A 26,385-nucleotide genomic window follows, 5' to 3' on the forward strand; every position below is an offset into this window, starting at 1 on the left:
ACATGACGAGCCCGACCGTGACCGACACATCCAGCACCTATCGCATCAACAACCTGGCCTCGCTGTACGCGCTGCTGCGGTTTGTCGCGCCGCTGTTCGCCAGCCGCGCGGCGCTCGCCGACGAGCAAAGCACGCTCCGCTATTCCGAGCTGCTGGCCAACGTGAACCAGATCGCTTCCGCCTTGCGAGCGCGTGGCGTCGGCCCCGGCAGCCGCGTCGCCGTGATCGCTCACAAGAGCATCGCCCTGGTCGAAACCCTGATCGCCGTCAACGCCTGCAATGCGGCCTTCGTGCCCATCAATCCCCAGCTCAAGCCCGCCCAGGTCGAGCACATCCTGCGCGACAGCAATGCCGGGATCGTCGTCGCGACGCGCTATCGACTGAGCAGCCTGGACGAGTCGCGGCCTGTGGCCTGCCAGGGTGTCGCGCTGGAGGATCTGGTCGCTGAACCCGCGGCGGTCGATGCACCCGTGCTATCAGCCTGCGACGGCGATCCCGCCGCAATTCTGTATACGTCGGGTTCGACCGGCTTGCCCAAGGGCGTCGTGCTTACGCAACGCAATCTGCTCTCGGGCGCCTTCAGCATCGCGGACTACCTGGGCCTGGCACCCCATGACGTCGTGCTGGGAGTGTTGCCCTTGAGCTTCGATGCGGGCCTGAGTCAACTCACCACCGCGATTGCCGCCGGGGCGTGCTATGTGCCGTATGAATTCATGGCCGCCAACCAGCTTCCGCGCGTCTGCCAGAAACTGGGGGTCACGACCATCACCGCCGTGCCACCGTTGTGGCATTTGATCAGCGAAGCAACCTGGGGCGACGAGGCCCTTGGCGTCCGGCGCATCGCCAATACGGGCGGCCACATGGCGCCGGAATTGCTCTCCCGGCTGCGACAGTGCTTCCCCGCGGCGCGCCCGTTTCTCATGTACGGGCTGACCGAATCGTTTCGCTCCACCTACCTGGACCCGGCGCAGGTGGACACGCGTCCGGGGTCCATCGGCAAAGCCGTGCCCAATGCGCAGATCGCCGTGGTGCGCGCCGACGGTACCGAGTGCGCAGCGGACGAACCCGGCGAACTCGTCCATCGCGGCGCATTTGTGACCCTGGGGTATCTCAACGACCCCAAACGCACAGCAGAGCGGTTCAAACCCTGGCCGCATGCCATTCCCGGCATCGAGCGTCAGGAAATGGCCGTGTGGTCCGGCGACACGGTGCGGCGGGATGCCGAGGGATATCTGTACTTCATCGGTCGCACCGACGAGATGATCAAGACATCAGGACACCGGGTCAGTCCGACGGAGATCGAGACGGTCATCGGTGCCTGCCCCGGCGTTGCCCGCGTCGCCGTCATCGGCTTGCCGGACCCCCGACTCGGTCAACGCATCGTGGCTTGCATCGTCGCCGCGGATGACACCCTGGCCGACAGCGCCGTCGAAGCCCATTGCCGCGCCCGTTTGCCCAACTATCTGGTTCCCAGGCATCTCCTGCGTTTCCCCGAGTTTGCCCTGAACCCGAATGGCAAGGTCGACCGGCCGCGCCTGAAGTTGATCTGCGAGGAACGGCTTGGTGCGGAGCTCGCTGCGAAGGCGGGCACCGAGGTGACCACATGAATCACCTCGCCACCAGTCTCAGGGAATTGCGATTCCTGCTCTGGGAGTTCCTGCCAACGGAATCCGAACTGCTCAGCGTCCCGCCCTACGGTGGCCGTGACCGCGCCTACTACGACGACGTGCTTGAGAAGGCCCGCGGTTTTGCTCTGGAAATGGGCGAAGCCTATCGCGCCTCCGACATTGAAGAATGCCATCTGCGCGACGACGGCACTGTCGCACTGCCCACCGACTTCGAACGGCTATGGTCACGTTGGAGTGCCTGGGCTGAGCTGGGCGCAGCGGCAACCGGTCGTGCCGAAGCCAACGGCGATGCCGTCATGCCAGCGCCCGTGAAGCAGGCGATCATGGAACTGCTGATGGGGGCCAATCCGGCCTTCATGTGCTTCGGCGGATTCACCGCACCCGCCGCCCGCCTGATCCGATTGCACGGTACACCGCAACAAAAGGCGTTGCTGCTGGAACCGTTGGAATCGTTCCACTGGGACGCGTGCTACTGCGCGACGGAGAACGAGGCGGGTTCGGACCTGCTGGCCATTCGCACCGAGGCCGAGGAAGTCGGCCCTTCCCTGTGGTCCCTGACCGGCGACAAGCGCTACATCACTGCCGGGCGCCACGATCTCACCGACAACACGGTGTACGTCGTCCTGGCACGCCTGAAGGACGCGCCCGCGAACTCGATGTTCCTCAGTTGCTTCCTCGTGCCGCGCTACTGGATCGATACCGACACGGGCGAGCGGTCCGACAACCACGTCGAGTGCATTGGCGTTCCACGCAAGATGGGCCTGCGTGGCTGTCCCAACACGCACCTCACCTTTGGACGCAAGGGGCAGACCCGGGCATTCCTCCTGGGCGATCGGCGCAATGCCGGGCTGCTGCAATTCGTGTCATTGGCGCGCCAGGCCCGGGTCAATTCCGGCATTTTCGCAGTTGGTCTGGCGTCAACCGCGTATCTCAACAGTGTTCGGTACGCGCGCGGCCGGGTCCAGGGACGTCGGCTCAGTCAGGTTTCGTCTGCCGATGCGGCACGCGTTCCGATCATCGAGCATGCGGACGTCCAGCGCATGCTCATCGACATGAAAGCGCGCGTCGAAGCCTGCCGCGGACTGATCGGCAAGGTCAGCCTGCTCAGTGCGCGCCTCACCCGCGCGGAACACCGCGATCAGCCCGATGCGGACGAGATCGCCGCGGGACGCAAACTGGTTGAACTGCTCGTACCCATCGTCAAGACCTATTGCTCCGAGCAGGGCTGGCGCGTCTGCGAGGCCGCGATCCAGCTGCACGGCGGTATCGGCTACACCGACAGTGTGCCCGTCGAGCAGTACGCCCGCGACGCCCGCATCATGTCCATCTGGGAGGGAACCACTTACGTGCAGGCGTTGCTGCTGGTGCGCGACGCACTGGCGTTCGGACGCAACGCCTCGCTGATGGACAGGCTCGAGGGCATGATGCGCGACAGCTTTGCCGAACGGCCACTGGCACCATCCGTGGCGCCCCGCGCGGACGAACTGTGGAACGCCTTCGGCGAATGCCGCGCGGCGATGAACGGTGTGCACCGCGCACTGCAGGAGCGCCGCCTGGACCCGGCGAGTTTCCACTTCACGCGAATTGCCGAGATGTTCGGCACAACGCTCGCCGCCTGGTGCCTGCTGGAAGCGGCCAGCGTCGCCGAACACGCGGCGGCTCGCACGACGGATGCCCAGGAACACGCGTTCTACCGGGGAAAGACAAAGGCCATGCACTACTTCTTTGACCTGGTCTTGCCGGAGGTGGAACACGCACGGCACCTGGTCGAGAAAACCGTGGCGGACGACATCGCGCTGCAATCCGCCGAATTCGCTCTGATCGACTGATGGAGACGCCGTGAGCGCCGTACCGAAACCGACCCTGGCCGCCACTTCCGCCGCGCCGGCGACCGTGCTGATGCACGCCGCCGGTGTCAGCAAGTCCTATGCAATGGGCGATGTCGCCGTCCCTGCCCTCGCAGAGATCGACGTGTGCATCGAGGCCGATCGCCTGACTGTGCTGAGCGGCCCCTCGGGCAGCGGCAAGTCGACCTTGCTCAACGTGCTCGGCTGTCTGGATCGACCGAGCCAGGGCACGGTGCGCATCGGGGGCTTGGACACGAACAGGCTCACCGAGAACGCGCTCAGCGACCTGCGCGCACGCCGCATCGGATTCGTGTTCCAGCACTTCAACCTGCTCCAGGTGCTGACGGCATTGGAGAATGTCGAATATCCGCTGGTCGTTCTGGGGGTCACCCGGACGGAGCGCCGGCGCCGTGCGCGGGAAATGCTGGATGCGGTCGGACTGGCGGACTACGCCGGCCACCGGCCAGGACAACTCTCCGGCGGCCAGCGGCAGCGCGTCGCCATCGCCCGGGCTCTCGTCAAGAAGCCCGATATCGTGCTGGCGGATGAACCCACGGCCAATCTCGACAGCGGCAATGGCAGCGCCGTCATATCGCTGCTACGCCAGATGCAGCGTGACACACGCACTGCGGTCGTGATTTCCTCACACGACCCGCTCGTGGTGGGCCACGCCGACCGCGTCATTCGTATGCGCGACGGCCGCATCGTGGCAGAGGGCTGAACCCATGATCGATGTGCAGATCGCCCTGCGGAACCTGCTACGCAACTGGCGCCGGTCGCTGACGACCACCCTCGCGATCGTGATCGGCGTGCTGGCCCTGCTCCTGTTCGGCGGATTCACCAATGCCATCATGGCCACGCTGGAAACCGGCATCGTCGGCAGCACGGGCCATATCCACGTGCAGCGCCAGGGCTTTGCCCGCTACGGCTTCGGCAACCCGGCGCAGTACAGCATTGAGAACACCAACGAAGTCATTGCTGTCATGAACTCCGACCCGCTGGTCGCAAGCCATCTGCGTGTGGTGACGCCCCTGCTGCTGTTCAACGGCCTGGCAGGGCGCTACGACGCCGGCAGCTCGCACATGATGAGTGGCGAGGGTGTCGAAGTCAGCGGCCAGCAGGCCTTGCGCACGTGGGATGCCTACGGTCTCACCCATGCGGTAGGCGGACGTTTTACCCTGCCCGATTCGCCGGACAACGCCGCACTCGTTGGTGTCGGCCTGGGCCGCATGCTCGGTTTGTGCGATGCGCTCGGCATAGATGAGTGCCCCGCAGAGCCGGCGAGCGCACTGCCGGCGGATGCCGCGCCAATCCCCGACGATATCAGTGCCCTTGCGCAGACCGAGGCCCGCACGCCGGGCGCTGGCGAGGCCAAGATCGACCTGCTGACCTCGCAGCCCAACGGCGCGCCAAACGTGGTGAGTGCCCAGGTGATGCGGGCCGAGAACCAGGGGCTGAGCGCGCTCGATTCCACCTACGTGGCGGTCCACCTGGATCTGGCGCGCAAGCTCGTCTTCGGGAGCGATGCTGCAGAACAATCGACGCTACTCATTGCACAGCTGGACAGCACGCGGAACATGGCCATCGTCAAAGACCGGCTCAACACGGTCATTGCCGAGAAGGGCTGGCCCCTGGTCGCCGTCGACTTCCAGCAGTTTTTCGCCGAGTACCACCAGGTGCAACGCATGTTCCAGACGATTTTTGGATTCATCGCCATTCTCATGGGGGTGATCGTGCTGTTTACCGTAGCCAACACGATGAGCGCCGCCGTGCTCGAGCGGACCGCGGAAATCGGCACGATTCGCGCGCTGGGCGTTCGCCCGCGCGGCGTGCGTCGACTGTTCCTCATCGAAGGCTCCCTGCTCGGTCTTTTCGGTGTCGCTGTCGGTATCGCACTCGCGTTGTTGTGTGCATGGGCGGTCAATCATTCCGGCCTGACCTGGGTGCCGCCCAATCGCGTCGCCCGGGTGCCGCTCCTGGTCAGTCTCGCCGGGGACTGGCGCCTGATCGTCGGTGCCTCGTCGACCCTCCTTGTCGTCGCCATGCTTTCGGCGTGGGTGCCGGCCCGTCGCGGCTCACGCCGCTCCATTGTGGAAGCTCTGCGCTATGCCTGATCGTTCCCTGAGCGTCGATTCCATCGCGCCCGGCATCATCGATGCCGACTATTACCTGCCCGGCGAACCACTCGACATCGTGCAGTGGGGCGCCAAGGTCGGCCTGCCTGGCAGCCTGATCGACCGCCTGCTCGAAAACGGATGCCGCCATTTCCACCAGACACACACCGAAGGCGATGTCGACCTGATTGCCCAGGCAGTACGGCCGCTCCTGCAACGCCGATCGATCGACCCGGCGAAGATCACGTACCTGGTGCATGCCCACACCCAGCAATTCAGCATGCCCGCGCCGCCGCGTTCCATACTGAGCGAACTCAGCGCGCGCTTCGGATGGGCACCAAAGCTGGCGCTCTCAGTGGGCCACCTTGCCTGCGCCGCCGTCGTCAATGCCATTGACGTCGCACGCCGCCTGCTCGAGCACGATGAATCGGCGGAATACGCACTCGTCGTGACCGCCGACCGCGTATTCGGCGGGCCGAACCACCGCGTACGCCAGGATGCAGGGATCCAGAGCGATGGCGCCGCCGTCATCCTGCTCGGCCGTGACAACGTCCGTGCCCGATTCCGCGACGTTCTGGTCCGCAACTATCCGCGCCTGGCCGAAGGACCGAGTTCGCCGGCCATGGGCCAGCTGATCGGCACCCTGGCCTGGGCGCAGACCCGTCAAGTGCTCATCGAGGCGGAACAGCGCCTGGGTCATCCGCTGGGTGCACTGGGAGGCATCTTTCCCACCAATGCGGACGCACCCTATTGGAAATCACTCGCGGACAAGATGAAGCTCCCGCCGGATCTGGTTTTCCTCGACAACATGCGAGATCGCGGCCATTCCTGCTGTTCGGACCTGGCGATCAATCTGGTGGATGCCGGCTTTGCCCGCCTGGATCGGGGTGAATCGATTCTGTGCCTAAGCCAGTCCAATGTGGGCGCCTATGGCGTCGTGGCCCTGGAGCACGCCGCATGAAACTCGCGATCTACGCCGTCACCCTCGAGAAGCCGCCGCTGCGGGAAGTCCCCCCGTATCGCCGGCGCGCGTCTACCGGCATCTCGATACACCGGCCGGCGCGCTCTCGGTACCGCCTTCCACAGCGTCCCGTGCGGCACAGGGTTATGTGATCGATCGCCCGGTCAGCCCCCCTATCGCCGCCGAATCCCTGCGCAGCGCCGAACTGGCGGACGCGTGTTGCAAGCGTCTTGCCGAGTGCCTCACCCCGTCGACACAAGAGCGCGTCACCAACCTGGTGCACTGCCAGTGCACGCTCGACCAGCAGGTGCTCGGCTCGACCTGTCTGCGCATCGGGTTTGCACATTTCCCCAGCGTGACCCGGGCCATCACTGTCGGCCAGCTAGGAACCGGCGGCGTGCCCACGGCCCTGGTGTTGGCGCGCACGAACCTCCTGGGCGGACTCGGTGCGACCGTGGTGACGGCTGCGGACAAGTGGATGGACCCCTTCGAGCGCCGCTATGGCGATCTGGTGACCTTCGGCGATGGGGCCGGCGCCCTGTTCGTGGACGCCCACGACGAAACACGCGCGGCGCTGGCCGTCGTGCACGGCATCACCACGCATCTGGTACCCCAGGGCCGTCCGTTCTGGGATCGCCCGATCGATTCCGTCGCGGACGAAATCATCGTCAACGTGACAGGCGCCATTGGCACGGCACTGGCACAGGCCGGCTGGACTGTCGACACCACGGATCTGCTGGTAGGCGAAAACTACGGATGCGGCATCCCTGAGCGCATCGCTGCCATCGCGGGCTTTGCCGACAAATGCCTCCTGGCTGACCGCAGCGACGCGCACGCCTCGTCCAGCGCGTTTATCGACAACCTTATGCGCACGCTGGCGCTGTCGGCTGAACAGAATCGGTCCCTGCGCTGCGCGATCTGGTCCGCGTCCCTGAGTGGCGCCATCGCCCTCACGCTGGTCGAGTGCGACGGTCGTCATGCCACCGGTGATTATCGCGAACGGCTGAGCGTGCCGGCCGCCACTGCTTCCTGAGGAAATCATCCATGAGCTATTCGCTGATCATTGCAGGGCGCTACGCCAATTCGCGGGCGTTCTACGACATCCACCGCCAACCACTGCTCGCACGTCATCCCGGCAAGGTGCTGTTGTTCGTCGACGCGACGATGACCGAGCAATTTCCGGCCACGCCCAACTGCACGGTTGTCGGCATTCAATACATGGCCATCGACAAGATGCTGGAGGTCGCCCGTCGCTACCAGGCCGAAGCGGGGATTTCCTCGATCTCGACACTGGATGAGAAGTCCGTCGATATCGTCGCCACCTTGCGCGTGGCGCTGGGCGTACCCGGGCTGAGTCCTGAGGAATCCCGGCGCTTCCGGGACAAAGTGGTCATGAAGGAATACCTGGCCGCGCAGGGATTGCGCATTCCCGACTTTTGTCCGTTTACGGATGTCGACGCCACGCGCGGACTGCTCCAGCGCTACGGCAAGATCGTCGTGAAGCCGCGCGACGGGATGGGTTCCAAGGATGTCAGTTTCATCTGCAGCGAAGCGGAGCTGGACAAACTTCGTCCGCGCATCGTGAAACCCGAGGAATTCCAGGCAGAAGAGTTCATTGACGGCACGCTCTACCACACCAATTCCGTGGTTTCGAACGGTGAAGTGCTGTTCACGGCAGCCGCCCCCTACCTGCCGGGCATGGCCAATATCGACTTCACCGCCGGCACGCCATTCGTGTCGCTCATGGAAACCCAGGGTGATCTGTATGCCCGTCTGTGCGAATTCTCGCGCCAGGCGATCAGCGCTCTGGGCTTGAAGAATGGGGTTACGCACCTGGAAGCGTTCTGCACCGCAAGCGGTGAGATCGTGTTCTGTGAGGTCGGTGTCCGTCCGGGTGGCGGCGGCATCGTGCACATGATCGAAGCGCAGTACGGCGTCAATCTCTCGCTGGCAGCGCTTCTGGCGGAAGAAGGACTCGCTGCGCAGGCGCTGGCAGAGCAGCATGAGCTGGACACCCGGATCGGCCTGATCGGCGTACGCAACACCGGCATGGGCAAGATCGCCCTGAGCATCAACGACGACACGTTTGCGGATTCCTGGGTTCGCTATGTCGAAATCGAGGTGACGGAAGGGCAGTTTCGCGCCCCCAGCTCCCACTGCACCGACTTTCTCGGGCTTCTGATCGTGGAGGCCGCCAACGAAGCCCAGTTCCAGGACCGCATCGGCGACATCCATCGGCGCTTTGATTCCGCCGTTCGGCTGATGCCGCTTTAGAAGGGTCTCGGCGGCCCGCACACCCGCCACCGCAAGCGCACGCAGTGTGCTTTGTTCAGATCGTCACTGATCTTTCGATTACCAAGGAGAAACACCATGTCGACCGCCATTCCGCTTCGCAACAGCACCTACGCCGTCTCCGCCTACGACACGAATCTGACCGGCTCGACGTTCGAGGACACCTTGCTGGCCAACGCCACCTTCAAGTACGCCTCGATGGAACGTGCCAACTTCGAACTGGTGCGTTTCGATGGTGCCACGATGAGCAACGTGAGCTTCGAGAACGTCAGCATGGAGCGCGTCAGCTTCGTCAATTGCGCGATTCGCCACGGCCGCTATTCGGGCATGACGATCGATGGCATTCCGGTCGATGTGCTGCTGAAGAACTACTACAGCGCCAACGCCTGAGCCGTCACCGGTTCGCCACTCCTGTCACGAGGCCCTTGATGTCCGCCATCCTTTCAGAACCCGTTCTTCGCTGGCCGCTCAATGTCGACGCAGTCATGCAAAGCACCTATGCCACCGGCGACGACCAGTTGGACCGGCTGTACCAGAAAGCGAAGGCGCAGCAATGGAACGCCGACGACTACGACTGGAGCTATGAGCTCAACCCGGACAATCCGCTGGACATGCCCGACGGCACCCTGCTGATTTTCGGCAGTCCGTTGTGGCAGAAAATGGATGAACCGGCCCGGGCGGAGGTCCGCCATCACTTCCACGCCTGGACATTGTCGCAAATTCTGCATGGCGAACAGGGCGCCATGTTGTGCGCCATCAAACTGGCCCAGGGCGAGGAGCACTTGAGCGCGCGCCTGTGCGCCTGCGCCCAGGCCTTCGACGAGGCACGTCACATCGAGGTCTACTCGCGCCTGGTGAACGACAAGCTACGGGTGACTTATCCGATGTCGTCCTCGCTCAAGCGGCTGCTCGAAGACACGATTACCAGCCGCCAGCTGGATATCACCAACCTGGGCATGCAGGTGCTCGTGGAGGGTATCGCGCTTTCCATTTTCCAGAACATCGTGGCGTACAGCCGCGACAGCTTCATCAAGGAGGTGGTAACGCGCATTCAACGGGATGAAGCACGTCATTTCGCGGTTGGCCGTGTCACCTTGCGCCGTCTCTACAACGGCGAACTCAGTGCCGCGGAAATGCGCGAGCGCGAGGAATTCACCTGCGAAGGTATTCACGTGCTGTATGAACACCTGTGCGCGGATGACATCTGGGAGCAGCTTGGCCAGAACCGCAAGGAATGCGGTGAGCTGGTGCGCAACTCGAAAATGGCCAATGCACTTCGCCGAAACCTGTTCCGTCGGCTGGTGCCTTCGTTGAAAGACATGGGCCTGCTCAACGGCAAGGTCGTCACCCAGCTTGAGAAGATGGACATGCTCGACTATGCCGAGCTTCCTCTACGCGTCGAAGCCTAGAGACGTCACCACGCGCATCCGGCAGAGCCCGGCAGACCGATTCCCGCCCACCTGGTCCGGCGGGCCCGTCGCATCATCCACTTCTATTCGGAAGCCACCGTATGGCATTTTCGCGGGTTCTCTGGCTCAGTTTCCGGCGCCACGTGCGTACGCACGCCATCGGCCTGGCCATCAGCGTCATGGCCCTTGCGCTGTCATTGTGGATCCCTGTCCGTTTTCCAGCGTGGCGGGGAACGGCGCTGGTAGTCAGTGCCAGTGCCCTGTTGTACTTCGCCTATGTGCTGTCGGCGCTGGGCGGTACCTTATACGGCGTGTCGGTCGAGCTTCGGCGCAAGAGCGTACACCTGCTCGGCGGCCTTTCGGTCATCGGCGTGTTCGTGGCAACGCAATCGCCGTGGCCCGTGGTGGCGCTGTGCGGCGTTCTTCTGGGATGGATGGTCTACACGCGCCGCTCCACGCGTCTGCGACTCCTGCGGCAATTGTCCGTGGACCGTCGCGACGGCAGCCGGTCATCGGGGGACGTGCTGTTTCCGATCTGCGTGGCCGCGACGGCGGTGTTTGCCGGTACGCCGTCGCCCGCCTGGCTCTGCGGCACGACGATACTGGTATTCAGCGACACCGTCGCGGCGCTCGTCGGCGTGCATTACGGACGCTGGCGCTTTCGCAGTTTTGGCGGCGGAAAATCCCTGGAAGGCAGCGCTGCCTTTTTTGCCAGCGCGTTCCTGATCGCCCTTCTCTTCGGCGCTGGCCAAACCCCGGGCAGTGGGACGCTGCTGGCCTACGTCACAGCATTGACGGCGGTGGAAGCCATATCTTCACGCGGCACCGACAACCTGACCATTCCCGTCGTGTCACTCCTGGTCCTGGGCGGATACTCGACGGCGATTACCTCAGCGGTTCTTTTTGGCAGCGCAGGAGCACTCACCCTGGCGCTGGCCGTGCATAATGGCCTGCCGCGCCTCCGCGCCGCGCGCTCGAATGCCTAGCGCCGACTTCGCCGATGAACCACTGGGCCTTCTCACTCGTCCAATTTTTTCCTTTGTCGCTCTTTGCGACATATGCCTATTGGATGGGTGAACCAAGCCCGGACCGCTGGCTCGTGGCGTTTCAACTGGGCGCGCTGGCCGCCGCGGCGCAGCTGGCGGTGCTGGTGCGCCGAACCTCTCCCGCGAACCGGCTCATTCTGGGCGCAAACCTCTATCTGCTTCTCGGCGGTGCTGCCGTCTGCTTCCAGCAGTGGTGGTTCCTGCAGATGCTCGACACCCTGCATGAGTCTGCCATTTTGCTTTGCATGCTCGGCGTCGGCGTGGTGACGACCATTGCGACACCCGGCGGATTTGTCGCCGTGGCGGACGCCGGGCCATCTGCGATTCGTCGCGCCTCGCTCTGGCTGCTGGCAGCCACGGTCGCGGCTTGTGGGGTCGCCTTTCTGTTCCGGGGCAATCGCACGCTGGCCGCGGCAGTCCCCATCATTGCCTTGGCACTGGCCCAGCGATGGCTGTCTCATCGTGTTCGCCACGCACTCTAGCGACGATCGGATCGACGCGGGTGTCGTCCCGATCGCCGGAAGCAAGCAGACTGACGACAGCCGGCCCACAGCGAACCGGCATTTTGCGCCCACACGCCGCGACAACCCGGTACCCCGCGGCGTCGCAGATCCCTAGTTGATGACGAACTTCGCGATCTCGATCGTCCGGTTCACACCGAGAACGTTGTAGGTGAAGGTCGCCTGCGTCGCCGATGTGAAGGTGAGCGAAAACGTCCCGACCTGGGTCATCACGCGAGCGTCCGGATTATAGGTCGGTCCCCAGGGAGAACCTGTCCAGCTCAAGACGCGGCCGCTGGCCCGGTCGGGGGCACTCCATACGACGTCGAGGCTGTACCAGGTCGCCCTGCCCTGGTTGTCATAGACAAACCACAGCACGAACAGCACCTGATTGAACGCGAACATGCTCAGACCGCGGCCGCTTTCCGTCCGAAGATCCCATTGGCCGGTATAGTCACGTGTCGGGCCCGGAACAGAGACTGGCATCAGGTACTGTTGAACCGACGGAAATATCTGGTCGAGACGCGAGTAGAAATCCACATTTCCCTCGGCCTCCGGATCACCGCTGTTGGCGCAGGAAGAACTGCCTCCGGCCAGGCCGCCACGCAACTGATAGTTAGTGCCGGTAAACAGCCCGGCGCCGCTGCTGCCACCCTGGGTGGTTCCCTCGCTCCAGGACGCCCGGTTGCTGCTGTCCAGAAGCTGGCCATCGATATTGACGTTGGCCGTAGTACCGCTGTGATTCCCACGACTGACCTTCTTGTTGTCACCGCGCGGATGATGAATCGTCGTCACCGGCGTTGACGGCGACAGGGGGGCGGCGTCCCAGCCGGCCAGAACCGCACCTGCCGGCGGCTGGCTATTGAGCCGCAATAGCGCACCGTCAGTGTTGCTCTGGGAGTACAGCAGCTGCGCACCGCCCGTCACCTGGATACGGGCTCCGCTCTGAAGCGTGCCACAGTCTGGTGTTTCATAGCGCCAGAACGTCGTCAGCGACGACGCTTCGGTCTGGTTGCCTATGCAATGATGCGCGGTGAAAAAATAGGGGATCTGCGTAGCGGAATCCGCATCGTTCAGGAGCGTTCCGGTGCAGACAAAGCTGCCTCCGTTCGACTGGAACACCATGTGGGCAACTGCGTCTTTGACGGCAGCGAAAACGTCTCCGAGCGTATTGATGCGACAGACGACGTCGATGTTGCAGTCATCCGAGTCGCCCAGGGCCTTGTGCCATCCTTGTCCCTGCTGAGGCGGCACCACCAGATGCGAGACGGACTCGATACGAAGCACCACCGTGTCGGGATCAACACCATCAGGGATAAACAACTCCAGGTGCTGCCTGTCGCCGTCCGTCACGGCTGTCCAGAACAAACCCTCGGGGCTCGCCTGCGCCCGTGCCTGGCTGGCCGGAGTCGCGAAAATGTCCGCATTGAATCGACTGCCTGCCACACGTAGCTCAACGCCATCGGGCCATGCGGCGACATGGATGCCCACCCGCAAGGCTTCCGCTTCGGGCGAGACGACGTCCAGATCCAGCACCACACCGCCGTCAACGGCGTGTCGTGCTGGTCGCGGCAAGTCCTCTGTTGCTTCACTGGCAATGCTGCGACTGAGCCCAACCTGCAGACGGTGCCGGCGGGACTCGCTGTTTCGTCGCTGCATGCTGCTGATGCGTTCGGCCGCCAAGGGAGGCAGTCGCAACGTTGGCGAAACGGATTTGAGTGGGGTCTGCGCTCGCCACTGCTCCTGTCGGACCGCAGAGGCATCGGAACGCACAGGCTCGCTCACTACCTGCCGCATACCGGCGGCGCTCGCTCCGCAAACCAGAAGCGTGGTCAGCGCCACGCCGGCTGACAACCTGTTCATGGTGTCACTCCCCTGGCGCGGGTTCGGATGCACCGGTTCCGCACGCGGGAATCACTATACACCTGACCAAGGCAGGCAACCTCGACGTCGATCGTCGTTCAACCGGGCCCATCCGGCCGGTGAAGCGGTCCGCATCTGTTCGCGAAACTGGACTGACGAACCGGGCCCAGACAGCACGGAAGGCTTCACCAATGACACCTTCAATCGCCTCAGGGCAGTGGCCGTTACTGCACCAGACTCGTCGTGTCCGCGCACCCCTCGCAAAGATGCATCGATCCGGCTCGTCTGCTGAGAGGAGGAATACCCGAGCCCGACCGGGCTAAACCGGTCGGGTTGATACGCCCCGGCGCAGGAGCCCCGCTCTCGAGCGGGGCTCCTGCTAGAGCAAGGGGCGCCAAGGGAATGTCAGATAGCCGTCGGCGAAGGGTTTGTCACCTGAGACCACTCGACCGCTGGTGCTAAAAAATCAAGCACTTACGGGATCTGTACCTGAAACAGCCACCGTCATGCGCCGGCCGGATTGAGACATGGTCGTATACTTCACCGGCTACGCCAGTCTCAGGTCCCTGAATGATCCACGGCACACCCTCTCTCGATATCACCGGATTGCTGCAAGCCTGGAAGTCCGGCGACCGCGCCGCCGAGTCGCAACTGATGGATGTCATGTATCCGATGCTGCGGGACATCGCGCGCGCCAGGCTGCGGCGAAACCCCGGATCGATCACGCTCAGCGCCACCGAAGTCGCCAATGAGGCATACGCGCGTCTCGTGCAGCACGAAACGCCGGACTGGGCTGACCGCAGTCATTTCCTGGCTGTCGCAGCCCAGGCGATCCGCTACTTCGTCGTCGACTACGTCAGAGCGCGCGACAGCGAGAAGCGCGGCGGTGGCATCGCCCCGGTGTCGCTGTCGGACTCCGAAGAACTCGACATTCTCGGCGAGATTGACCTGAGCATCGACTGGCTGGGCATCGACAAAGTGCTGACTGAGCTCGAAGCGCTGGATCCGGCCTGTGCGCAGGTCGTGGAACTGAAATTCTTCTCGGGCCTGACCACCGACGAGATCGCGAGCGCGATCGGCATCTCGCGCGCGACCGTCGTACGGCATTGGCGTTTCGCGCGGGCCTGGCTGGCTGACCGCATTCATCGCTGAACAGGGCACGGCTAGTCTGTTCGCAGAGTGGAAAATTCCGGCGAAATGAACGCAGACGAATACCAGCGGGTTCGCATGCTCTTTGATGCGCTGGCCACGCTTTCATCCGACGACCGCGGTACCCAGCTGGGCGAGGCGTGCGTTACGCCGGCTGTTCGCGCCGAGGTGCTCCGATTGTTGGCCGCCAGCGATCGGGTGTCCGAAGAAACGACGCGACGCGCGATGACGTTTGCCGAAACCGGATCGGATCGATGGATAGGTCGGCAGATCGACGGATTCGTCATTGAGCGTGAGCTGGGGCGCGGCGGAATGGGACGCGTGTATCTGGCGCGACGCGTCGACAGCGACACACAGCAACACGTCGCCATCAAGCTGGATCTTCGTGCCAACGTACAGGACGACCGCTTCCGGCTGGAACGGCGGGTGCTCGCCACGCTGACGCATCCGGACATCGCCACCCTGCTGGACCTGGGCGAGACCGTCGACGGCACGCCCTATTTCGTCATGGAGTACGTCGACGGCGTATCGATCGCCCAATACGTGCGCAACCAGGCTTTGGACATTGCCACGCGATTGCGTCTGTTCCTTCGGGTCTGTGCGGCCATTGCCTACGCCCACCGCAACCTCGTGGTCCATCGCGACATCAAGGCTAGCAATATCCTGGTCGACGCCGATGGCCATCCGAAGCTGCTGGATTTCGGAATCGCAAAACCACTGGATCTCGCAGTGGGCGCGCACGAGGCATTCGCCACGGCGACCCGGCAACGCGTGTTTTCCTTTTGCAACGCCGCGCCGGAGCAGTTGCGCGGTGGCCCGATCACCGTCGCCTGCGACGTATATGGCCTGGGTACGCTGCTGTATGAGCTATTGACCGGCCTGCCGCTGTTCGACCTGGAGGGCACAACGCCCGGAGAAGCGGAGCGCCTCATCCTGGAGCGCGATCCCCCGCCCCCCAGTCAGCGAAGGAATCAGGACGGCAGTGCGCCCGGCCCTATCGATGCCGACCTGGACGCTGTCGTGTTGCGCTGCCTGCGCAAATCGCCGGAGCAACGCTACATCTCGGTCGACGCCCTGTCGGAGGACATCACGCGCTATCTCTCTGGCTATCCGGTTGCTGCACGTGCCGGCACCACGCTTTACCGCCTGCGTCGCTTTCTTCAACGGCACTCGCGCGCCGTCGCCGCGTCTGCGTTGATGGTCAGCATCGCCAGCGCCGCCGGCGGTGCCGTCTGGGTTCAGCGCCAGGAAGCGCGTCAGCAGGAGACGCGTGCCGACCGGATGACCGACCTGATCCTGCAGACGCTGGACGTTGCTTCGCCCGTAGACACCAGTGGCGTCGAGAATAACGCCCGGGACGTGTTCAACCGCCTCGCGCAGGGAACGCTGGACGACCCGACGATTGACGAATCGACGCGAGCGCGCCTACTCGCCGCCATCGCCGGCGTCCAGCTTCGGCTGACGTTGATTGCGCCAGCACTCGAGGTCTATTCCCGCATCGACTATGAACGCCTTAGCCCCAGGGAACGCGACGCCGCCATGCGCGGCCACGCCCAGGCGCTCAACACGGCGGGGAAATTCGACCAGGCGGCACGACTGGTGGAGCAAGGCTCCAAGGCAATGCCCGGCGAGCAGTGGGCTTATCTTGAGGCGTTGGTACTGTTCGGTCGTGGACGCTACGACGATTCTGCGCAGGCTATTCACCGGTATCGCGCGATGATCGCGCCTGAATCGCTGCCCGTTCGCTGGCGCGACCTGCTCGCGAACGACCACCTGATGCTGGGGCACATGCGCGAGGCCTATGCCGAGTACTCGTCGCTGGTGCCCGACCTGCGCGCCATGAAGCCACCGCCGACGAATTTGCTGCTTTCCGCGCTCAATGGACTGGCCGTAGCAGGCACCAACATTGACAAGATTGACGAAGCCCACAGCGCAGCGAACGAGGCCGGCAAATTGACCGAAGCCGCCTACGGACGCAATTCCGTCCGCTACGGCGTCGCGCTCAACGCCATGGCAGACGTCGCCATGGCGCAAAAAGACTACGCGGGCGCGCAGACCATGCTTACCGACATGCTGGCGATCCGCCGCAACGCGCTGGGCGACAAGCATCCCGGTGTTGCCCAGGCGTATTTCAAGCTCGGGCTTGCGCATATCCGCCAAGCTCAGCCCGACCTAGCGGAGGCCAGCCTCACCAAGGCTGTGGAAATTGCAGACGTGGCCATGGACGAGCAGAGCACTATCCGTCAGGCCTACCGCGACCAGCTGGCATTACACCTGGCTTTGCGCGGCGACCTCGTGAGGGCGAAGACGACGCTAGGCCCGCTAATGGCGCTCGCCCAAACGCACCCGAATCTCACAGCACACGATGAGTACGCCATTGCACTGTTGCTTGGCGCGCTGTGTGACTACGCGTCGGAGCGCACGCCAGCCAATGCCGGACGCGTGCAGGAACGCTTCACCGCTGCACGCGCCGTCGCCGAACGCCGCACGGCGCGTAACTCGCTCCGATCGCTCGAAACGCTCGCGACGGAACTGGGGTTGAAGGTCAATACCGAGACACCGTACGGCAGCGCTACGCGATAGCCTCTTCGACCATCGCTTCGGGATAGTCCGTATATCCCTCCTCTGCACCACCAAAATACGTGGAACGGTCACCCTGGGCCAGGGGAAGGCCATGGCGCAACCGATAAGGCAGATCGGGATTGGCGATGAAGGGTCGGCCGAAACTGATCAGGTCGGCCCAGCCCGCGCGCAGCGCATTTTCGGCGCGCTGGGCCGAGTAGCCGCCCACGTACATCAATGTGCCGCTGTAGAACTTGCGCACATTGCGGCGAAACGCTTCGGACAAGGGAGGGCGTAGTCCCTGATCGTCCTCGCAGACGTTCAAGTAGGCCAGTCCGAGCGCGTCCATCCGTGCGGCAAGTGCCAGGCCATCCGATTCGGGGCGCGTGTCCGACACGTCGTCAGCCGCGCGCCAGGGTGCGAAGCGCAGCCCGACCCGGTGCGGCCCGACGGCATCCACGACGGCCTCAGCCACCTCGCAGACAAACCGCAGACGTCCGTCGAGCGAGCCACCATAGCCATCCTGACGAAGGTTCGTCGCCGGATCCAGAAACTGCTGGATCAGGTACCCGTGCGCCCCGTGAAGCTCGACACCATCAAATCCCGCGTCGACTGCATTGCAGGCCGCGCGTGCGAAGTCGTCCACGATGGTCCGGATCTCATCGACCTCCAGGGCGCGCGGCATGGAAGCGCAAACCAGTTCGCCGTCGCGGCTGGGCGCACCGCGACCGCGCGGATCGATATAGACCTTTGCGAACGTGGCCCGCAGCGCCGATGGCGCAACCGGCGCGGCGCCGTCGCTTTGGAATGACACGTGCGAGATGCGCCCCGCGTGACACAGCTGCGCGAAGATGCGTCCACCGGCGCCATGCACCGCATCCACAACCCGTCGCCATCCGGCGATCTGCGCCGTGGTGTGGAGTCCTGGCGACCACGCATAGCCTTGTCCCTGCCGGCTAATCTGCGAACTTTCGCCAATCACCAGACCGGCAGAAGCGCGCTGCCGGTAATACTCGGCCATCAGCGCCGTGGCGCAATCGCCGGCGCCCGCCCGCGCCCGGCTCATCGGCGCCATGACGATGCGGTTGGGCATCATCATGCTTCCCAACCGATAGGGCGTGAACAACAAAGAGTTCGATTCTGCGCGCACGGGGTTATCCAGATAGGGTGGTCGACGCAGCGGAAAAGCCGGCAATATCAAGGTATCGTGGTAAGTAAGCGGCGGTGCCGCATGCGGCCTTCAACACCGGTTCGACCCACGATCGGAATATGTGGAAACAGGCCGATCGGGCAAGGTCATTGGTCCGGGACCGTGAAGATGCCACCTGCCAACAGCAAGCGAAGCGGTTTACCATTCGCGTTCGCAGCGACCGCGCGAAATCCGCACGATCCGCGACAGACAATCGACGGGAAACCGGGAAGGTACGGCGGGCACGCCCCCTCTTCCAGGCATCCGTGACCGACCTTGAGAGGCCCACTTGAGCACTAGCAAATGGTTTGTTCGCCCGTTCCCGCGCCAATCGCCGAAATTGCGACTGATCTGCCTGCCCTACGCCGGCGGTTCGGCGTCGACCTACCTGCCCTGGGCCACGCACCTGCCGGCAGACGTCGAGCTGGTCTGCGTACAGCCGCCCGGACGGGCCTCGCGAATGGGCGAGCGGCCGCACTCGGAAATGGACGATCTGGTCGCTGAACTGACGGCTGCTTTCTCCGGCATTGCCGACAAGCCGTACGCCCTCTTCGGACACAGCCTTGGCAGCCGCGTGGCCTACGCGTTCGCGCAGCAGTGCGAGCGCGCCGGTTTGCCAGGCCCCCGCCTGCTGATTGCCTCCGGCAGCCGGGCCCCGCACTTCCCGGGCGACAAGGACTGCGTTTACGACTTGCCGGAAGCGCAGTTCATCGACAAGCTGCGCGAATTGAACGGCACCCCCGAAGAAGTGTTGAACAATGCGGAACTCATCCAGTTCCTGATTCCACTGCTCCGGGCCGACTTCAAAATTGCCGACGTCTATCAGGCAGAGCCCTGCCGGCTCCATTGTCCGATCGTCGTGCTGGCAGGAACGGAAGATTGGGAGGTGACCGAAGCGGCGGCAGAGGGCTGGCGCGAGCTCTCCAATGGGCAATGCGATATCCACTGGATTCCGGGCGGGCACTTTTTTGTCGAGCACAGTCGCGCCGTGGTCCTGGAGAAGGTGAACGCCGCGATTGCGGGAATCACGAGACTGGACCGCGTTGCGTGACGCGCGGCAGCTAGCTGCCGCTTCCTTGTGGAGGGCTCGGTAGTGTGGGTGGAAAGCGAAGTGGCCGCCCAGCGGTGGCGACAACAGGGGGTTCACCCCTGGCGCGCTGCGCGTACCTGGGCTACGGGGGAACACCGCTTTCGTAGCTCGCGCTGACCGGCAGGGTTTACCCGGAACGGGGTCGCGATGGCGCTCATGAAAGACGATATGGTCGGCCGCGCTCGATGTCATTGGTACGCAACGCCTGCTCGATGGCCTCGTCAGCGCACGAAGAACGTGGTCCGTCCGACGCCCGCGTTGTTTGTCGCGGCGACCCAGGCCCGCACTTCCACCTCGTAGATACCGGGCTCCTGGGTTTTCAGCTCCGTGCCGAAGCGCCCGGCGGCCGCGTCGAAGGTCATTCGCTGGGCGGGCTGCGGCTTGCCGTTGATCGACACACTGACTTCCACTTCGGTATCACCAGCCCGCCAATGCCCATCGACGGATAGCGCGCAACCACACATCATGGTCACCGATGCCTGTAGGGGAACCGTCGATTGCTTGTCCACCCATTGGTAGGCGGCCGGCTCGACCAGGTCGACGATCAGGCCGGGCAACTCCAACAACCAGCCCTCGCCTGCCGTGATATGCCGGCCGGGCAATACCCACTGCGTACTGGTGACGGTCGTGGCGGCCTGAGGCTGACTGACAGGGCCGGTGACCGTGGCCGTGACACGGCGCGCGCCTGTCAGGTCAAGCGACGCCTTGAAGACGGCTGAGTCGTCCGTCGCCTTGCGGCCACCGTCCTTTGGCGGGCTTTTCATGATGCGATCGGTATCGCCCGTTGTGCCTTGGGTCATGCCCCGGGCCAAGACCTCGCCGGTGTCTGCGTCGGTCAGCGTCACCAGGGCAGACGCGGAATACCCACCAATGAACTTCGCGCCGCGCGCCAGGACGCGCACCTCGATCTGCGTGGGTTCAGCCGACGCCATCGCGCTGGCACCCAACAACGCGGCAAGCGCGCAAAAGACGCGTGGCAGTACACGGTGACAGGACAGGACAAATTTCATCGCGATGAGCACTCCTACTGCACCAAGGACATCCCCCGGCTGAGGGACCCCGTCAATGGGTCAAGCAACTTCACTGCGCCAGCCACAACGTCGGGCTAGCACGCCGCCTCGAACACGATGCGCTCCTCCGCCCCACGGGCGGAATTGATGACGCCGTCGTACTTGCCCTTCTCGCGCATCATGCGAATCCAGGAGCCGCCGAACTTCTCGCCGAACTGGAAGACGCCCCAGACAAAGTTGAAGACGTCGCACGAGGCGTCGGCGTGTCCGTAGAACTGCTTCGACTCGCAATACGCCTGGGCGATCCACAGTTCCGGCTGGCGCAGATTCCAGATCGTGTTCCGCCATTCCTGGTCAGACATGAACCGACCGACGTGAACATCGATCCCCTGCATGCCATTGCATTGCTTGACGACGTAGCGCTCCCTGTTCGCCAGCAGTTCGTCGCGAACGGCCGGAGAGAACAGGGGGCCGCCGAGGATGTACGTTTTCGGCACGTAGCGTTCCACCAGCGCCGCTTCGTGCGGCGAGAGCAGCTTCATCTGCGCCGCGTAGTGCAGCAACGCCATGTTGCGCTTGTCGGACAAGAGCACGTACGTGGGGAAGTCCGGGCTGGCGAGCTTGCGCGCGAAAATGCTGCGCAACAGTTCAAGCGGCGGGTCCGGCTCTCCGCTCAGGTCGCCGAAGGTGACCAGGTGGACTCGCCGCCCCCGGTGAAACGTACCTTCCGCGTTGACTTCAAGTTCATCGAACCCCGCGAAGAAGCCAATGTCACAGTCGACACCCGACTCGCCGATGGCCCGGGCGATGTACTGCTGCAGAAACGTACCGTAGACAGCCGGATCAAACCCGCGCTTGACCTTGACCAGAATGTTCGCCTTGCCGGTGCGGGCAATCTTGGCCGCCGAAGCGATCAGGAATTTGAAGAACGTCACCGGCGTGTTGCGGCAGTTGACGTTGTGCTGACCAAAGAAGTCCCGGTACCCGTCGTACTGGCGGAAGGTCTCGTCCATCCATTGGATCTGCCAGCCGCCAATTGCCGTACCGACGTTGACCTCGACCAATTTCAGTCCATCGTCCGTGAGAATGGCATCGGTCCGGAAGCAGATGTCGGAAAAGTCGACGCCATTGAAGAAGAACGAACAGCGGACCGGATCCATGTTCAGGGCGGCGGCCATTTTCATGGCATCTTCGTTGAATATCGCCCGCACTGCCTTGTAGGTCATCTTCAGGATGTTGGCGTTCATCTCCTGCATGCTGGAGACCATCTCCGGAGATACGAAGAACGGCCACGAGTTGATGGGGTACTCGTAATGCCGCATGAAGTCGGTGGTAGCCATTTCCCGGAAGGGAATCCGCTCCACCAGCCCCTTCGAGCGAACATAGCGATGGAATTCGCCATTGAGCAGGGAGATGTCGTTACCGTTTTTCTCGATAGCATCGATCATGGTTCGGCGTTCACGATGGCGTAGGCTTCCTGGGCGGGTGCAGGATGCCCGACGTGGTTGGAGGGTTGGTGAGGGAGCGTATTCCCGGCGCTTTCCAGAACAGGGGCCCGGCGAGTCCGATCAACGGATTCACGCACCCTGCCCTGGTCCATGTAGATAAGACGGTCCGCCTCGTCGAAAAACCGATCGTCGTGACTGATGACGATCACCGCTTTGCCGCGGGCCTTCAGCTCATGAACGATGCGGCGGTAGAACACTTCCTTGAACGAGGGGTCCTGGTCGGCAGCCCATTCGTCGAAAAGGTAGAGGTCCTTGTCCTCCAGCAGCGCGGCCAGCAGCGCCAATCGCTTGCGCTGGCCATCCGAGAGCGCTGTTGTCGAGAACTGTCGCGCTTCAATGACCAGCTTTCCCTCAAGCTTGAGCAGCGCCATGTACTCTTTGATGCGCGCCGCCTCGTCGGGCTTTGCCTCGCACAGCAGGCGATCGAAAAGATAGTAGTCCGAGTAGATCGAGCAGATCCGCTGGCGGTAGGCGGCGAAATTCTCGTCGGTCAGGCGTTGGTCGCCGAAAAGGATCTCGCCACTGGCCGCGGCGTAGTGCAACGTGAGCAGCTTGCTCAGTGTCGACTTTCCGGAACCATTGCCGCCGACGATGAACGTCACCTCGCCACGCCGGATCGTCAAGTCGATAGGGCCGACCTGGAAACCCGCTTCGTCCTTCGAGCCACGGTGCTGGTAACACAGGTTCCTCACCCGCAGCTCCGTCCACGCCGGAAGCTCGCCGCCGCGTCTGGCCGGATACGACTCCGCGGGAATGCTACGCATGATGCCATTGACCTTGTTGAGCGAAATCTTGGCCATGACCACCGAAGGTACGGTTCCAATCACCACCGCGATGGGTGTGGTGATGTATAGCATCGCCATTACCACGCCCGTCAGCTCCGAGGGCGTGATCGCGTGATAGTTGATGAAGACATACGCGATGACGCCGATGACGAAGAAGCTGATCATGTCGCCGTAGTTGGCGGCCAGGCGCATCACCGTGTTGCCGGTCTTGTCCGCCGCCAGCACGGCGTACTCGTTTTCCATCAGCACGTCCGCGAAGTAGCGCTCGCGCTTGTCGGCGTCGAGCTTCAGCTCCTTGGCACCGGCGATGAGGCCTTGAATGGCTTCCTGCAGCAGGTCGATGCGCTGCCGCGAGCGATGGAAGTACTTGTTGGCGATGAACACCGGTACCTGGTACGTGATGACGCCGAACACGATAGCCTGCATGACGACGACAAACACGGAGTAGTTCAGGTAGGCCATGAAGCCCAGCATGCCGACAATGGTGACCGCACTGATCAGGAGATCCGGAATGGCCCGGGCGCCGATCACGATCCGGCCAACGTCCGTGGTGATCGTGGCAATCAGTTTCGAGGAACCGATCCGCTCCAGGTCAGCGATGGGCGAGCGGGCAATCTGCTCGTAGAGCGTCTTGCGCAGGTCCGTCGTCACGTCCATCGCGACGCGCATCAGGCTGACCTGGGAAATGGAACGCGATACCAGAACGAACAGGCAGATGCCAAAGAACACCAGCGCCAGCTTGTACTGGTGAATCTCAAAGCCGAGAAACAGTGCGACGTCGGCACCGGAGCCGGCGCTGTCGGAGCTGTTGATACCCACCTGGACCAGCGGAATCAACAGGGAGTAGCTGATGCCCGACAGCGCGCCCAGCAGGATCGACAGGAAAATGCGGTTGGGGGCGCGCTGGATAAACAGATCGAACAGTTTCACTGTCGGCCCTCCTGGGTTGGCACGGCCGGGGTGAGGGTCAGGACCGATGTCGTCGCTGCGGCGACCGGTTCGCGTAGCGCAAAGAACGCCACCCGGTTGAATGGTTCGAGCATGTCGTCGAAATGCGGACTGAGTGGATTGCCGGACTGGCCCGTCGAGTTCATGTAGCTGTGTCGCGCGTCCTTCGGCGCAAGCGACATCACCTGCCGGAACACCGCACCGAAGGTCTGCTCAAACCCTTCCATCGGCTTGTAGCGGCTGGCCGCGACGTCGACGGAGTTCTCCGATCCGGCGCTGGCGATGCGGCGTGCGAAGAGGCGGTCCAGCAGATTGACATCACTGAATGGCAGATGCCGGAAACTCGCCTGGTGCACGGCGCCCCATTGCCAGTGCCTTTCATCACCCTGCCACTTGCGAAGCTCCTGCAGCGCGTCGTCCAGTGCAGCTCGCGCGAGGCCGGCACAACGCGGGATATCCGGTGCAACCGGACTGCCACACCATTCCGGGTTGCCGCTCATCATCATGTGCTTGATCTGCAGCGGCGTGACGCCTGCCACATAGCTGCGCAACACATCCACCTGTGCCCGGTTGTCACCGGCGTCCTTGAAGCGGTCCAGCAGCATGCGCTGCTTGAGGTTCTTCACCCAGAGATTGAAGACGGCCGCTGGCGCCTGCTCCTGCGCCATCGACCCGTCCCAGGCCTTGAGCGCCAACAGCGTATCGGACGCCGCAGAGGAATCGAGCAGGCCAAGCAGGTAGTCCTTCAGTTCAGCGGCTTCCATATCCTTGACATCGCCCTGCATCGTCTCGACGTCTTCCAGGCGGATTTTCCCCTTCCCTTTCAGCGTTTCCTCGATCAGCGTGGTGATCCGCTCGGCCCTGGCTGGCGGCGCCCAGTCCCGCGAAATGAAATGCGGATACGAGTCACCGGCTACCTTGTTGTTCGCACTGACCAGGAAGCCGCTGGCCGGATTGAAAGTCCGCGGCATTTCGGCGAACGGGATGTACCCCTTCCATTCGTAGCGCGTGTCGGCGGCGGGCACCGGCAAGGTTCCGTCGCCCGTGGCGCGTCGGGGGATTCGCCCTGCCGCGACATAACCGATGTTGTTGGCCGTGTCCGCATACACCACGTTGATGGCCGGGGCGATCACGGCGCCGAGAGCGCGATTGAAGTCGTCCCAGTTGGTGGCGTAGGCCAGACGGAAGATCCCTTCGTAGGAAGTATCACCCGTGTCCAGCCCCGGCCAGCGCAGACTCACGGGCTGATCCACCGCCAGCAGCGCGTCACTGACGACCGGCCCCCACTGGGAGCGCCGCACCTGGATGCGAACCGGGTCCAGTGGCTTGCGCAGCGTTGCCGGAAATTCGTTCTTGACGTGGATTTCTTCCTGCCGCACTTCCAGCGCTTGCCACTGGTCGCCCGCCTTGTAGTAATTCGGCCGGTCCGGATCGGTCTCAAGGACGTAGAGGTCCTGCGTGTCGGCCATCATATTGGTGCCGCCCCAGGCGATGTGCCCGTTCCGGCCGAAGACGACATTCGGCAATCCGACCACCGACATGCCGGATACCGAGAACGCCGGAGCCGACATGTGGGCCACGTACCACAGCGAGGGCATCTGCAGGCCCATGTGGGGGTCGTTGGCCAGCAGCGGACTGCCGTCGTCGGTATGCGCGCCGGAAACGACCCAGGCATTGCTGCCGACGAACTTGCCACCCAGCGCCAGATCGTCCTCCAGGATCATTCCCATCTGCGCAATCGCCCGCATCGCCGGCAAGGCATCCGCGGTAACGGGAGCATCGACCGGATAGTCGCGCTCCAGCAACGTCCATTGGGTCGAGGGAAGATACTTGCGGGCGACGTAGCGGCTGGCTTCCGTCCGCATGCTGTTGGATTGGCTGAGACTGAACACCTTGAACCACGCCAGCGAGTCGATCGGCTGCCAGGGCTGCGGTTCGACGCCGAGCAGCAGGAATTCCGCCGGCAACGTGCGCTTCTCGCCCAGGTAGGCATTGATGCCACTGGCGTAGGCCTCCAGCGACGCGCGCGCATCGTCACTCAATGCCGGCCAGGCAGTGTGCGCCGATCCGTACAGGTCCAGCGTGCGCATCCAGATGTCTTCCGGCAGCGCTCTTCTGCCCAGCACTTCACTCAGTCGCCCCTGCGCCAGCCGACGCGCAACTTCCAGTTGCCAGAGTCGATCCTGTGCATGCACGTAGCCCAGTGCGAAATAGGCGTCCATGTCGCTCGACGCACGTACATAGGGAACCCCATTGGCATCACGCGTGATGCTGACCTTGCCTTTGATTCCCTGCACGGCGATTTCGCCGCTGGTCCGGGGCAGACTGCCACGCAGGTGCGAATAGCCGAATCCCAATGCCACCGACAGCGGCAGGCAGATCCAGATGACAAAACGGATCAACAGCGGATGCTTCTTCTTGCGGCTCATCAATGACTCCTGGCACGCAATGCCACGGGACGAGGCATCGCGACCATTCCATCGC

The 26,385-nt window shown here is 63.4% G+C and carries 20 protein-coding genes; 14 read left to right on the top strand and 6 right to left on the bottom strand.

All coding sequences use genetic code 11. From position 1 onward, the window contains the following. Positions 1-17: 17 nt before the first annotated feature. The 11 genes from N4264_RS15680 to N4264_RS15730 all read left to right on the top strand — a co-directional run bounded on the left by N4264_RS15680 (position 18) and on the right by N4264_RS15730 (position 11,779). Entirely contained in the window at positions 18-1,607 is a 1,590-nt protein-coding gene (locus N4264_RS15680) for an AMP-binding protein (RefSeq protein ID WP_261693177.1), read from the top strand. Next, a complete protein-coding gene (locus tag N4264_RS15685; RefSeq protein ID WP_261693178.1) occupies positions 1,604-3,457 on the top strand; it encodes an acyl-CoA dehydrogenase family protein in 1,854 nt (617 codons plus the stop codon). Before N4264_RS15680 ends, N4264_RS15685 begins: the two co-directional genes overlap by 4 nt. 10 nt (positions 3,458-3,467) lie before the next feature. Then, positions 3,468-4,196: an ABC transporter ATP-binding protein gene (locus tag N4264_RS15690; protein WP_261693179.1), complete on the top strand. Its 729-nt coding sequence runs from the start codon at positions 3,468-3,470 to the stop codon at positions 4,194-4,196. A gap of 4 nt (positions 4,197-4,200) precedes the next feature. Continuing rightward, on the top strand, positions 4,201-5,589 hold the full coding sequence (locus N4264_RS15695) for an ABC transporter permease (protein WP_261693180.1): 1,389 nt from the start codon (positions 4,201-4,203) through the stop codon (positions 5,587-5,589). Beyond that, positions 5,582-6,550 carry a beta-ketoacyl-[acyl-carrier-protein] synthase family protein gene (locus N4264_RS15700; RefSeq protein ID WP_261693181.1) on the top strand — a complete coding sequence of 323 codons (969 nt, stop codon included), beginning with the start codon at positions 5,582-5,584 and terminating at the stop codon, positions 6,548-6,550. Before N4264_RS15695 ends, N4264_RS15700 begins: the two co-directional genes overlap by 8 nt. A 148-nt stretch (positions 6,551-6,698) precedes the next feature. Next, the gene (locus tag N4264_RS15705) at positions 6,699-7,583 is read left to right on the top strand and encodes a hypothetical protein (RefSeq protein WP_261693182.1); all 885 of its coding nucleotides are present in this window, start codon (positions 6,699-6,701) and stop codon (positions 7,581-7,583) included. A gap of 11 nt (positions 7,584-7,594) precedes the next feature. After that, complete coding sequence (locus N4264_RS15710) at positions 7,595-8,824, top strand: ATP-grasp domain-containing protein (protein ID WP_261693183.1); 1,230 nt, start codon at positions 7,595-7,597, stop codon at positions 8,822-8,824. 96 nt (positions 8,825-8,920) lie between these two features. Next, the gene (locus tag N4264_RS15715) at positions 8,921-9,232 is read left to right on the top strand and encodes a pentapeptide repeat-containing protein (RefSeq protein ID WP_261693184.1); all 312 of its coding nucleotides are present in this window, start codon (positions 8,921-8,923) and stop codon (positions 9,230-9,232) included. Positions 9,233-9,270: 38 nt separating this feature from the next. Continuing rightward, positions 9,271-10,251: a ferritin-like domain-containing protein gene (locus N4264_RS15720; protein WP_261693185.1), complete on the top strand. Its 981-nt coding sequence runs from the start codon at positions 9,271-9,273 to the stop codon at positions 10,249-10,251. Between the two features lie 101 nt (positions 10,252-10,352). Then, positions 10,353-11,237 (top strand): diacylglycerol/polyprenol kinase family protein, encoded by an 885-nt coding sequence (locus tag N4264_RS15725; protein ID WP_261693186.1) that lies wholly within the window; start codon positions 10,353-10,355, stop codon positions 11,235-11,237. Positions 11,238-11,251: 14 nt separating this feature from the next. Continuing rightward, on the top strand, positions 11,252-11,779 hold the full coding sequence (locus N4264_RS15730) for a hypothetical protein (protein ID WP_261693187.1): 528 nt from the start codon (positions 11,252-11,254) through the stop codon (positions 11,777-11,779). A 132-nt stretch (positions 11,780-11,911) separates the two neighbouring features. On the opposite strand, the gene N4264_RS15735 is transcribed toward N4264_RS15730, so the two are convergent. Then, positions 11,912-13,660: a trypsin-like serine peptidase gene (locus N4264_RS15735; protein ID WP_261693188.1), complete on the bottom strand. Its 1,749-nt coding sequence runs from the start codon at positions 13,658-13,660 to the stop codon at positions 11,912-11,914. A gap of 570 nt (positions 13,661-14,230) precedes the next feature. Here N4264_RS15735 and N4264_RS15740 point away from each other — a divergent pair. Both N4264_RS15740 and N4264_RS15745 read left to right on the top strand, forming a co-directional pair. Then, entirely contained in the window at positions 14,231-14,812 is a 582-nt protein-coding gene (locus N4264_RS15740; RefSeq protein WP_261693189.1) for an ECF-type sigma factor, read from the top strand. Positions 14,813-14,857: 45 nt separating this feature from the next. Continuing rightward, positions 14,858-17,392 (top strand): serine/threonine-protein kinase, encoded by a 2,535-nt coding sequence (locus N4264_RS15745; protein ID WP_261693190.1) that lies wholly within the window; start codon positions 14,858-14,860, stop codon positions 17,390-17,392. On the opposite strand, the gene N4264_RS15750 is transcribed toward N4264_RS15745, so the two are convergent. Beyond that, positions 17,382-18,500: an alkene reductase gene (locus N4264_RS15750; protein ID WP_261697639.1), complete on the bottom strand. Its 1,119-nt coding sequence runs from the start codon at positions 18,498-18,500 to the stop codon at positions 17,382-17,384. The genes N4264_RS15745 and N4264_RS15750 overlap by 11 nt on opposite strands. Before the next feature lie 400 nt (positions 18,501-18,900). On the opposite strand from N4264_RS15750, the gene N4264_RS15755 reads away from it, so the two are divergent. Continuing rightward, positions 18,901-19,611 (top strand): thioesterase II family protein, encoded by a 711-nt coding sequence (locus N4264_RS15755; RefSeq protein ID WP_261697640.1) that lies wholly within the window; start codon positions 18,901-18,903, stop codon positions 19,609-19,611. Between the two features lie 260 nt (positions 19,612-19,871). On the opposite strand, the gene N4264_RS15760 is transcribed toward N4264_RS15755, so the two are convergent. From N4264_RS15760 to N4264_RS15775, 4 genes are all read right to left on the bottom strand, one after another. After that, positions 19,872-20,660, bottom strand: a complete 789-nt coding sequence (locus N4264_RS15760) for a hypothetical protein (protein ID WP_261693191.1) — start codon at positions 20,658-20,660, stop codon at positions 19,872-19,874. A gap of 95 nt (positions 20,661-20,755) precedes the next feature. Next, positions 20,756-22,108 carry a hypothetical protein gene (locus N4264_RS15765; RefSeq protein WP_261693192.1) on the bottom strand — a complete coding sequence of 451 codons (1,353 nt, stop codon included), beginning with the start codon at positions 22,106-22,108 and terminating at the stop codon, positions 20,756-20,758. Then, positions 22,105-23,883, bottom strand: coding sequence for a cyclic peptide export ABC transporter (locus N4264_RS15770; protein WP_261693193.1), 1,779 nt, complete (start codon positions 23,881-23,883; stop codon positions 22,105-22,107). Before N4264_RS15770 ends, N4264_RS15765 begins: the two co-directional genes overlap by 4 nt. Next, complete coding sequence (locus tag N4264_RS15775) at positions 23,880-26,330, bottom strand: penicillin acylase family protein (protein WP_261693194.1); 2,451 nt, start codon at positions 26,328-26,330, stop codon at positions 23,880-23,882. The genes N4264_RS15770 and N4264_RS15775 overlap by 4 nt, the downstream gene beginning before the upstream one ends. Between the last annotated feature and the right edge of the window lie 55 nt (positions 26,331-26,385).

The sequence above is a fragment of the Tahibacter amnicola genome, assembly GCF_025398735.1.
GTDB lineage: Bacteria > Pseudomonadota > Gammaproteobacteria > Xanthomonadales > Rhodanobacteraceae > Tahibacter > Tahibacter amnicola.

Coding starts and splice junctions, on each gene's coding strand:
- N4264_RS15685 (WP_261693178.1), top strand. CDS start 1,604: ATGAATCACCTCGCCACCAGTCTCAGGGAATTGCGATTCCTGCTCTGG.
- N4264_RS15695 (WP_261693180.1), top strand. CDS start 4,201: ATGATCGATGTGCAGATCGCCCTGCGGAACCTGCTACGCAACTGGCGC.
- N4264_RS15700 (WP_261693181.1), top strand. CDS start 5,582: ATGCCTGATCGTTCCCTGAGCGTCGATTCCATCGCGCCCGGCATCATC.
- N4264_RS15710 (WP_261693183.1), top strand. CDS start 7,595: ATGAGCTATTCGCTGATCATTGCAGGGCGCTACGCCAATTCGCGGGCG.
- N4264_RS15715 (WP_261693184.1), top strand. CDS start 8,921: ATGTCGACCGCCATTCCGCTTCGCAACAGCACCTACGCCGTCTCCGCC.
- N4264_RS15720 (WP_261693185.1), top strand. CDS start 9,271: ATGTCCGCCATCCTTTCAGAACCCGTTCTTCGCTGGCCGCTCAATGTC.
- N4264_RS15725 (WP_261693186.1), top strand. CDS start 10,353: ATGGCATTTTCGCGGGTTCTCTGGCTCAGTTTCCGGCGCCACGTGCGT.
- N4264_RS15730 (WP_261693187.1), top strand. CDS start 11,252: ATGAACCACTGGGCCTTCTCACTCGTCCAATTTTTTCCTTTGTCGCTC.
- N4264_RS15735 (WP_261693188.1), bottom strand. CDS start 13,660: ATGAACAGGTTGTCAGCCGGCGTGGCGCTGACCACGCTTCTGGTTTGC.
- N4264_RS15740 (WP_261693189.1), top strand. CDS start 14,231: ATGATCCACGGCACACCCTCTCTCGATATCACCGGATTGCTGCAAGCC.
- N4264_RS15745 (WP_261693190.1), top strand. CDS start 14,858: ATGAACGCAGACGAATACCAGCGGGTTCGCATGCTCTTTGATGCGCTG.
- N4264_RS15760 (WP_261693191.1), bottom strand. CDS start 20,660: ATGAAATTTGTCCTGTCCTGTCACCGTGTACTGCCACGCGTCTTTTGC.
- N4264_RS15765 (WP_261693192.1), bottom strand. CDS start 22,108: ATGATCGATGCTATCGAGAAAAACGGTAACGACATCTCCCTGCTCAAT.
- N4264_RS15775 (WP_261693194.1), bottom strand. CDS start 26,330: ATGAGCCGCAAGAAGAAGCATCCGCTGTTGATCCGTTTTGTCATCTGG.